The organism is Enterobacter cloacae complex sp. S3, assembly GCF_014930495.1.
Lineage (GTDB): Bacteria > Pseudomonadota > Gammaproteobacteria > Enterobacterales > Enterobacteriaceae > Enterobacter > Enterobacter asburiae_B.
The window spans coordinates 1-7,578 of record NZ_JADBRD010000078.1 but is presented as its reverse complement, the minus strand read 5'-3'; the positions used below and the strand labels follow the sequence as shown (position 1 = coordinate 7,578).

Annotated in this window: 13 protein-coding genes; 2 read left to right on the top strand and 11 right to left on the bottom strand. The window is 49.7% G+C overall.

The genetic code is table 11. The features are described 5' to 3' along the window. Window positions 1-315, top strand: a 315-nt coding sequence (locus IM317_RS23360) for a hypothetical protein (RefSeq protein ID WP_227010978.1), incomplete at its 5' end; no start/stop codon positions are given. A gap of 76 nt (window positions 316-391) precedes the next feature. On the opposite strand, the gene IM317_RS23355 is transcribed toward IM317_RS23360, so the two are convergent. The 11 genes from IM317_RS23355 to IM317_RS23310 form a co-directional block, all read right to left on the bottom strand. Next, complete coding sequence (locus IM317_RS23355) at window positions 392-547, bottom strand: hypothetical protein (protein WP_158002596.1); 156 nt, start codon at window positions 545-547, stop codon at window positions 392-394. Beyond that, entirely contained in the window at window positions 502-696 is a 195-nt protein-coding gene (locus tag IM317_RS24070) for a hypothetical protein (protein WP_049015061.1), read from the bottom strand. Before IM317_RS24070 ends, IM317_RS23355 begins: the two co-directional genes overlap by 46 nt. Next, window positions 647-922 carry a hypothetical protein gene (locus IM317_RS23350; protein ID WP_033146311.1) on the bottom strand — a complete coding sequence of 92 codons (276 nt, stop codon included), beginning with the start codon at window positions 920-922 and terminating at the stop codon, window positions 647-649. Before IM317_RS23350 ends, IM317_RS24070 begins: the two co-directional genes overlap by 50 nt. Then, complete coding sequence (locus tag IM317_RS23345) at window positions 919-1,509, bottom strand: glycoside hydrolase family 108 protein (RefSeq protein WP_176669067.1); 591 nt, start codon at window positions 1,507-1,509, stop codon at window positions 919-921. Before IM317_RS23345 ends, IM317_RS23350 begins: the two co-directional genes overlap by 4 nt. Then, window positions 1,458-1,739 (bottom strand): phage holin family protein, encoded by a 282-nt coding sequence (locus IM317_RS23340; protein WP_033146313.1) that lies wholly within the window; start codon window positions 1,737-1,739, stop codon window positions 1,458-1,460. Before IM317_RS23340 ends, IM317_RS23345 begins: the two co-directional genes overlap by 52 nt. Then, complete coding sequence (locus tag IM317_RS23335; protein ID WP_033146314.1) at window positions 1,736-2,140, bottom strand: putative holin; 405 nt, start codon at window positions 2,138-2,140, stop codon at window positions 1,736-1,738. Before IM317_RS23335 ends, IM317_RS23340 begins: the two co-directional genes overlap by 4 nt. A gap of 220 nt (window positions 2,141-2,360) precedes the next feature. Beyond that, window positions 2,361-3,143 carry an antitermination protein gene (locus IM317_RS23330; RefSeq protein ID WP_033146315.1) on the bottom strand — a complete coding sequence of 261 codons (783 nt, stop codon included), beginning with the start codon at window positions 3,141-3,143 and terminating at the stop codon, window positions 2,361-2,363. 27 nt (window positions 3,144-3,170) lie between these two features. Beyond that, window positions 3,171-4,550: a replicative DNA helicase gene (locus IM317_RS23325; protein ID WP_033146316.1), complete on the bottom strand. Its 1,380-nt coding sequence runs from the start codon at window positions 4,548-4,550 to the stop codon at window positions 3,171-3,173. Beyond that, window positions 4,547-5,428: an ATP-binding protein gene (locus tag IM317_RS23320; RefSeq protein ID WP_033146317.1), complete on the bottom strand. Its 882-nt coding sequence runs from the start codon at window positions 5,426-5,428 to the stop codon at window positions 4,547-4,549. The genes IM317_RS23325 and IM317_RS23320 overlap by 4 nt, the downstream gene beginning before the upstream one ends. Before the next feature lie 15 nt (window positions 5,429-5,443). After that, the gene (locus IM317_RS23315; protein WP_120785308.1) at window positions 5,444-6,253 is read right to left on the bottom strand and encodes a helix-turn-helix domain-containing protein; all 810 of its coding nucleotides are present in this window, start codon (window positions 6,251-6,253) and stop codon (window positions 5,444-5,446) included. Between the two features lie 78 nt (window positions 6,254-6,331). Continuing rightward, on the bottom strand, window positions 6,332-6,562 hold the full coding sequence (locus IM317_RS23310) for a transcriptional regulator (protein WP_071993593.1): 231 nt from the start codon (window positions 6,560-6,562) through the stop codon (window positions 6,332-6,334). 115 nt (window positions 6,563-6,677) lie between these two features. Between IM317_RS23310 and IM317_RS23305 the strand changes: the two genes are divergently transcribed. After that, window positions 6,678-7,397: a S24 family peptidase gene (locus IM317_RS23305; RefSeq protein ID WP_033146577.1), complete on the top strand. Its 720-nt coding sequence runs from the start codon at window positions 6,678-6,680 to the stop codon at window positions 7,395-7,397. Window positions 7,398-7,578 lie beyond the last annotated feature (181 nt).

Genomic DNA, 7,578 nt, shown 5'->3' with positions numbered 1-7,578 from the left:
ACCCCAATATCTATTAATCCACAAAAAGTGGGTAACTCACTGGGATTTGATATGAAAATCGATACGCAAAAATTAAAAACTATTTTAAAAGAATTGGCTGATGTCTACCCGTACTACCTTGAACCACACAAATTTATGTCAATCGGTGATGATGTCGGCGGCGAGGCTGAATTCGATGGACATCTTCTATATTTGGCGGAAAAAGGCCTAATTATTACTGATATGGTATGGGACTCAAACCAAAAAGCCTATCAGTTATCAGCAGGAAAAACGCGTATTTCAAGCGCAGGTCTTGACTATCTCGCTGGGCAGTAATATTCATGGCGAGTTTAACAGCTCGCCATTATCAAGCCCACCAGCAGGTGAGCTTAGTAATGGCTAACACTCAGTGTCACTTCGGCCAGCTGATAAAAAACATAAAGCCGATGAATGCGAAAAACAGCCCAGCGGCTGCCGCAACAACGATTAGAGTCCAAACAAGAATTGTTCCGATGGTTGCGATCACTTGGACCTCGCTAATTTTGGTTTCTGGCAGTTCGCCTGCCACGCTTTGTTATGCGCCAGGATGTCTTTCTTAGTCTGGCGGTCCATAACGTCGATGTCGTGATCAGTCAGGTAGATTGGCTTTACCCAGTCACAGGCAGTATCAACCACCACCGGGACGCTTCCACGTGTCACGCAGCTCGCGATCAACATCGTCATCAGGCATGTGGTTAACAGTTTGCTGTACATTGCTGGCCTCTTTCGTTGTCTCTACCCTGCGTTCTGCTGCTGCAACCACTGCCGCTGCGTTATCTTCGGTGCGCTGCTGGTCGGCTTTCGCTTCCGCTTTGCTGGTTCCGCGTGAATGACCCAGGCCAAACGCGGCGGCAATAGCAGCAAACACCGCGACAACGAGTCCGGTAATTATCTCAAGCGTCATATAACCACCCGCTCCTTTACCCAGCCATAAACAAATGTTTCGTTCGCGCTACGCTGCTCTGCCAGCTCAAGATAACGCTGACCCTGGCTACAATTCAGGGCCCGAAGCATAACCAGCTCACCCTCTTTTCCGCGCCGGGAAAGATAGCTTTTTAACGCGCTGATGGTTCGCGGACCGATAAAGCCATCGGCAATCAGATCGGGATAGAGCGTGCCCTGAATGTTGAACACGTTCAGCCAGCGCTGAAACCATTTGGTCTGAACTGATGGGCCCATGTTTACGCCTGTGTCGCAGAGTTCGGCAGCGATGGCTGGTGATACCTCAGAAACAAGGTCGAAGCGTGGCCCTGTCCAGTAGTCAGCAGTCAGGATATCCAGCGCCTGCTGGCGGGTAAGGTTGCGCATATCACCGTTATAACCGTGGGCGCGAGCTACCGCTTGCGTGATCCCCCAGTTTGTTGGGCCGCCTTTGTCGTCGGGGTGATTAACGTACCCGCCCTCTTTGCCGAGGATGGCATTAAATATTTCGTCTTTGGTCACGTTGTGCTTTCCCCTGCAATTCTTGCGATGTTGCCCCTTGCTCGCCATACGGCAATGCAGACAACGAGATTGACAACCAGCTCTCCGTAGTCGACCTGCACGTAATCACCGTGCCAGATTCGGAAAGCGGTAAACGCTGGAGCGAGGATCAGCCCATACGCCAGAAACTCCATCAGACGGCGGCGCCGTAAGCTCCGCTTCCTGAAGAACATCAGGCGTATGCTGATGAGGATGCATGCAACAGCGTTAATGTTCAGGATCAGTGTTTGCCACGTCATTCTTCCCCCTTCAATCCGGGTAAGTCTCCCGTCTTCGAGCGCTTGAGAACGCGAAGCAGGACGGTGACAGAAACCGTTGAGGCCGCCAGCGCGCCAATGGCTGGAGAAACTTTCACGGCAACTGGCGGAGAGAGATGACTTAATGCCGCATTGATAAGTGCTGCGATGATTTCAGATGCTGTACCGGCGCAGTAAACCCCACCAATGAACGAGATGAGCGCAAACAGTATCTGCTTCCAGAGCTTGTGGTCCTCGCTGCTCAGTACGTAAAGAGCCGCCCCAGCGAGAGAGCAAAGCATTACAGCAGGAGTGGCTTCTGGAAACATCGTCGCGAAAGTTATTCCGGTAGTGCCGGCGGCCACGCCTGCCGTTACCGTTGCAGATATCGGTTCTGCGGACATTTTGCCCCCTCATATTGCTGTTGATCCTCTCAGAAAGGTTGAGGGGAAACAAAAAAGGCCACCCGATGGCAGCCTTAGAAAAGCAAAAACCCCGCCGAGGCAGGGTTTCAATGTTTGATTTCGTTTGGACGGTATCTTCCACGATTAGAAGCATACAGGACAGTTTTATGCAAAGTCAACACTAACGTGCAAAAAAGTGTCGCTAATTGCTCCGATCATATTAATAAGTTGTCGCCTTCTCAAATTCCACTGCTGCATGACGCTCCCCCTGGCGCAGAGTATCCACCAGCATTTCATAGAAGGGTTTCCAGTTGCGTGACCATGAGGATTGATGGAGGTCCGGGAGACGCTTCAAAATGGCACGGTGTACCGTCGCCGAGGAGATAGCAGAGAAGCCATTACCAGAGCAACGTTCACACGTTTTGAAAACCGGTGCGCCGCGGTCTTTAGTCGCTTTGCGGTCCAACACTTCGCCTTTACCGCCACACCTGCACCGGGCAAGGATCACTTTCTTTCCTCCGCATGTTCCGCAAACCCTATTCACCAGCTCATTTTTAATCTTCGGTGCCACCACCTCGGCACCGTCGGCATCGAAAATACCGGGATGTTTAACCACATCCTCATTCCCGGAGATAAACCCGGTACCACTGCAGCTGTGACACGTCACGCTGGTAGCCGCAGAACGTGAGTAATCAGCAAAGGCAAATTGTGCCAACATCTGCATGCACCATCCGAACTGCTCACCAGCTGCTTTGCGAACATTCTTCGGTGCGACATCCATCGCATATCGCGCCAGCGCCTGAACTGCGAGCTGTTCATCCGTTTTGCTGATTCCCGCTTTACCGAAGAACGCCGCCAGGCCGAAGCGCGCGCGGCTGCTGGTGGTACCAATTGCCGCCATTACATCTGTTCCTGTAAGGCGGTCCGGAGAAGTTCCCTTCACGTCGTCGCCGATATGCATTCCCTGAGGACTAAAATGTTTGAGTGATGCTTCCAGTTTCATGCGCTTGCCCCCGCTGTTTTAATGGTTTTAATAGTCTGCATTGCTGGATTGCCTATCTTTTGCGTATCGTCTGGTTTGAGTTTTCTGCTGTGGCGCCGAACGCTGCTTTGCTAACTCCTGGTCAATTGGCAGGAAGTGCCCGTTATAGAATCGTCGGTAAATCGTGCCTAGTTCACCGTTGCGCTGTTTGGTCACGTTAATTTCCGCGATACCTTTCGCTTGAGACTCAGGGTTATAAACTTCGTCGCGGTAAAGCATCATGATCAGATCAGCATCTGCCTCGATCTCACCAGAGTTTTTGAGGTCTGAGTTCATCGGTCGCTTATTGGGCCGCGACTCAACGCCACGAGAAAGCTGGCTCAGGGCAAGCACCGGCGTTTTATTAGATTTAGCCAGACGCTTGAGTCCTTTTGACACCTCACCAACGGCAAGGTCATATCGTGCAGTGCTTTCGATTTTGATGAGTGCCAAGTAATCCACAACCACCAGCGCTATTTCCGGATGCGCCAGTTGTAGGCGGGTAGCTATCTGTTGAATCTGATATACTGTCAGATCGGTGGAATCAACCATCCAGATACTACGGCCTGTCAGGCGCTCTACACCGTTTGTCAGTCTGGCCCAGTCCTCATCTTCAAAATCAGCAGCCTTTTTCAGGCGCGAAACTGACATGCCGCCGGCAGCAGATACCATTCGCTCTCCGATCTGGATATTTGGCATTTCCATGCTGAAGAACAGCACACCACGGCCCTGCTCAGAAACTTTGTCGATGATATCCAGCGCCAATTCAGTTTTACCCATCGACGGACGCGCAGCGATAAACACCAGGTCTGTTGGTTCAATGCCGCCAGTCTTTGCATCAAGCTCTTCAATACCCGTCATGAGGCTTCTGGCTTCTTCGAGCCCGCGGTTGCGTGCATCTACCCGATCCACTACAGCAGGAAGAATGTCGTCGATGTGAACTGGCTGAACGGTCTTTTCTTCGAGAGAAATTGCGGCAATGCTGTTCTGTGCAGCCCTGAATGCCGATAAAGCCGCATCACCATTGTGAGCACTCCGGAGATCAGCCAGCGCCCTTTCAATCACAGCTTCGGCATCACGAACAGCTGCATTACGCTCCAGCGTGGCAACGTAGGACACAAGCGCCGACTTGGCCCATGCGATACGGCTCGAGTCCATAATGATTGCGCTGTGCTTTGGCATGTTTTCGCAGAGCAGTACAGGGTCAATAACGCCAGCTCCACGCGCCTGACGGCAGATCCCAGTATATATTTCCCGATACTGCGGTACCGAGAAAGCGGTGGCCGGCACCCTGGAAAGAATATCCAGTACCTCAGGGTCGGCTCCACGCAGAAAAATTGCGCCGATCACCGCACCTTCCAGATCTTCATTTTTCCAGACAGGAGTCATGCTACAACTCCTGACGCGATGGCACGGAAACTTCCCCAGCCAAATGCCAGACGGTTGCGGCCACCATCGGTAACCCGGTCCACGATTCGCTCACCAATAGTCTCTTTCAACTGGTCAAATGTGAGATTGCTGATCAGGATTGTTGGCAAAATGCTTTCGTACCGGGCATTGATAATTTCCTGCAGGATGGTCATTTCAGTCGGGCTGCCGAACTGAACGCCCACTTCGTCGATAATCAACAGATCCAGTGAAGCAAAGCGCTCAATGACATCTTCCTCCGTCATTTCAGCATTGTGGCGCCACGTGCTTTTCACCGCTCGGGTTAGCCGCATAACATCAGTGATTTCCACTTTAGCGAGATGATCGCGGATGATGCTTTTCGCCATAGACACTGCCAGGTGGTTTTTGCCGGTACCACAATTTCCTGTCATAACGAGCCCAGTTCCAGCTTTAAGGCGTTCAGGCCAGCTGGTGGCATAACGCTGACAAGCCGCGAGATTTTTGGCGGCATCCTGATTGATGGCCTGGTAGTTATCGAATTCACATGCTTCGAACCGTCTTGCGATCCCAGCATTGTCTATCAGGTCGGCTACTCGCAATGTACGCAGACTGGATTCAATGCCAGCGAGTTCCGCTTTCACACATTCCGGGCATTGGGAGTGCTTAACATTTTCAACGCCTCGATAGGCTTTTCCAGTGAGGGAAATACGCTGATAATCACCATGTTTTTCACAGGCGGCGGCGTGGACGCTCCCTGACTCCCAGCTTCCCCACTGCCACGGTTTTTTGTGTTCCACAGCAAACGCCAGCTCTTCACGAAGCCCTTCGCGCTTTGCCACCAGAGCTTCCCTTTCTTCGCGTTGTTTGATACTCAACATTGTGATTTCTCCTGCTTACCAGTTGCAGTCTGATTGGCCATAGTCTTGTTCACTAAACCCCGAAACCGGCAGTCCACCAGGTCTACCGCTTACCGCACCAGATGGCGCCTGCCATGACTCTTCGAAATGCCGATCGGGACCAAAGAACGTCGCCGCCTGTTTCACGTACTGCGTTCCGGCGCTACCTGTAGCACGGACATAACCTGCATAACGGTTTACACCAGCCAGCATTGCCTCAGTGTTAACACCGTCTTTGATTCGAGCTTTCCAGGCTTTCCAAGCAGCGGCTTTAGAATTACCGCCAGCACGTTTAGGGTATGCCTGCCATGCCCGCTCGAACTCGTTGGAATAATTCTCTTTGGAAGAGCGATTTTCAGAATGGTTATCAGATGAACCGTTATATTTAGGTTCTATGACTGATTCATTGACTGGTTCAAAAGAGTGACTGATTCTGGGTGCAGCTCCTGCACTACCCCCTAGTGAATCTCCTGCACTATGGGGTGAATCTCCTGCACCAGGTAGTGAACGATTCGCACTACCCCCTAGTGAATCTCCTGCACTACTGAAATCAAGGCGATATACATTACTTGAGTTACCTTTTGGACCTGGGCGAAGTTCTTTTTTTACCAGGCCGCATTCACATAAAGCATCAATGTGAATCATCACAGATCGCTTACTGATTTCGCACTGATCAGCGATGTGTTGATAGCTCGGCCAGCACTCTCCATGGTCACTAGCGTTATCTGCAAGCTTCAGTAGCACGAGCTTACGCAGTGGATTTCCCACCTTGACCTTCATTGCTTTAACCATCAGTTCCATGCTCATGCGACACCCGCCAACTCATTTTCGTTACTGAATTCAGCCACCAGTAAAGGTTCGCTGACGCAATAATGCCGTGACATGTCACACCCCATTACCCGGGTGCGGGAAAACAAGCATTTCTCGCTTGAGGATTTTTTTACCAACAAAAGTTCTACTTGCTGCTTCAATAGAAGTTGCAAGCTTTGGTGAAGCGTTTCTGTAGCCATAGGCAATAAGATTCAAATATCCTGTTGATGTGCCGCTCTTGACGGCTAATGCGTGCCACTCCTCTTTAGTGGAAGCCCGACGCCAGGAAAGAAGTTCGTTTTCCATACCTACACCTCAATTTATCATTTTGGTAAAGTTTATCTTTACGATAACTACCAGGCAAGATAAATTTATCAAATTAGGTATTTATCATATTGCTAAAAAGTGGGAGTATTTGGTTATGGACATAAAAAACATTCGACGCCAGAACCTAAACAGGTTGATTGGTGAGTACATCTTGGAAGGCTATACCAAGGCACAAATTGCTGAAAAAATTGGTATACCCCCATCTCAACTGAGTCAGTTATCAGGCTCTAACGCCTCTCGTAACATTGGCGACATAATAGCCAGGAGAATTGAGTCAAGTATGGGTCTGCCCCATGGCTGGATGGATTCAAACAGAGCAGATGTTGATGCATCGGGTACGAAGCCTAATTTTTTCATAAATCCACTTACAAAAAATCAGCAGCAATATCGAATTGAGGTGATGGACACTGAGTTCAGTTGCGGAAGTGGCAGGATGAACATGGACTATCCTGAAATTATTAAATCAATTGAACTCGATCCAGAGGAAGCCAAAAGGATGTTTGGTGGGCGTAGCCCTACCTCCCTGAAAATCTGCACGGTTGTCGGGGATAGCATGCTCGGGACTATTTATCCTGGGGATCTTGTCGTGATAGACATTACGGTAAACCGCCTGATAGGTGATGGAATTTATGCTTTCGTTTATGGTGACAATTTCCATATCAAACGCTTACAGTTGCTTAAGGACAAGCTGGTAGTCATCAGCGATAATCCCACATACGAAAAATGGCATGTATCTGAAACTGATCAAAGCGAGTTTCACATTCAAGGTTTAGTAGTCGGCAGGTGGCAAATGTCATATAACCGCTTGGGCTGACACTCATACGGATACAAAACCAGCTCCGGCTGGTTTTTTTATGCCTGCCATAAAATAATTTACTATAAATATCAAAAGCATAACCATTAATTTATCATAATTTATCAAAAAGATATTTTCCAAAATTTATGTTTGAGATATAGTTCAATCATCGGCAAACAACGGAGCCTATGAAATGAAC

Excerpts from the sequence above, each read along its gene's own strand:
- IM317_RS24070 (WP_049015061.1), bottom strand. The coding sequence starts at position 696 with ATGTTGATCGCGAGCTGCGTGACACGTGGAAGCGTCCCGGTGGTGGTT.
- IM317_RS23350 (WP_033146311.1), bottom strand. The coding sequence starts at position 922 with ATGACGCTTGAGATAATTACCGGACTCGTTGTCGCGGTGTTTGCTGCT.
- IM317_RS23345 (WP_176669067.1), bottom strand. The coding sequence starts at position 1,509 with ATGGCGAGCAAGGGGCAACATCGCAAGAATTGCAGGGGAAAGCACAAC.
- IM317_RS23340 (WP_033146313.1), bottom strand. The coding sequence starts at position 1,739 with ATGACGTGGCAAACACTGATCCTGAACATTAACGCTGTTGCATGCATC.
- IM317_RS23335 (WP_033146314.1), bottom strand. The coding sequence starts at position 2,140 with ATGTCCGCAGAACCGATATCTGCAACGGTAACGGCAGGCGTGGCCGCC.
- IM317_RS23330 (WP_033146315.1), bottom strand. The coding sequence starts at position 3,143 with ATGAAACTGGAAGCATCACTCAAACATTTTAGTCCTCAGGGAATGCAT.
- IM317_RS23325 (WP_033146316.1), bottom strand. The coding sequence starts at position 4,550 with ATGACTCCTGTCTGGAAAAATGAAGATCTGGAAGGTGCGGTGATCGGC.
- IM317_RS23320 (WP_033146317.1), bottom strand. The coding sequence starts at position 5,428 with ATGTTGAGTATCAAACAACGCGAAGAAAGGGAAGCTCTGGTGGCAAAG.
- IM317_RS23315 (WP_120785308.1), bottom strand. The coding sequence starts at position 6,253 with ATGAGCATGGAACTGATGGTTAAAGCAATGAAGGTCAAGGTGGGAAAT.
- IM317_RS23310 (WP_071993593.1), bottom strand. The coding sequence starts at position 6,562 with ATGGAAAACGAACTTCTTTCCTGGCGTCGGGCTTCCACTAAAGAGGAG.
- IM317_RS23305 (WP_033146577.1), top strand. The coding sequence starts at position 6,678 with ATGGACATAAAAAACATTCGACGCCAGAACCTAAACAGGTTGATTGGT.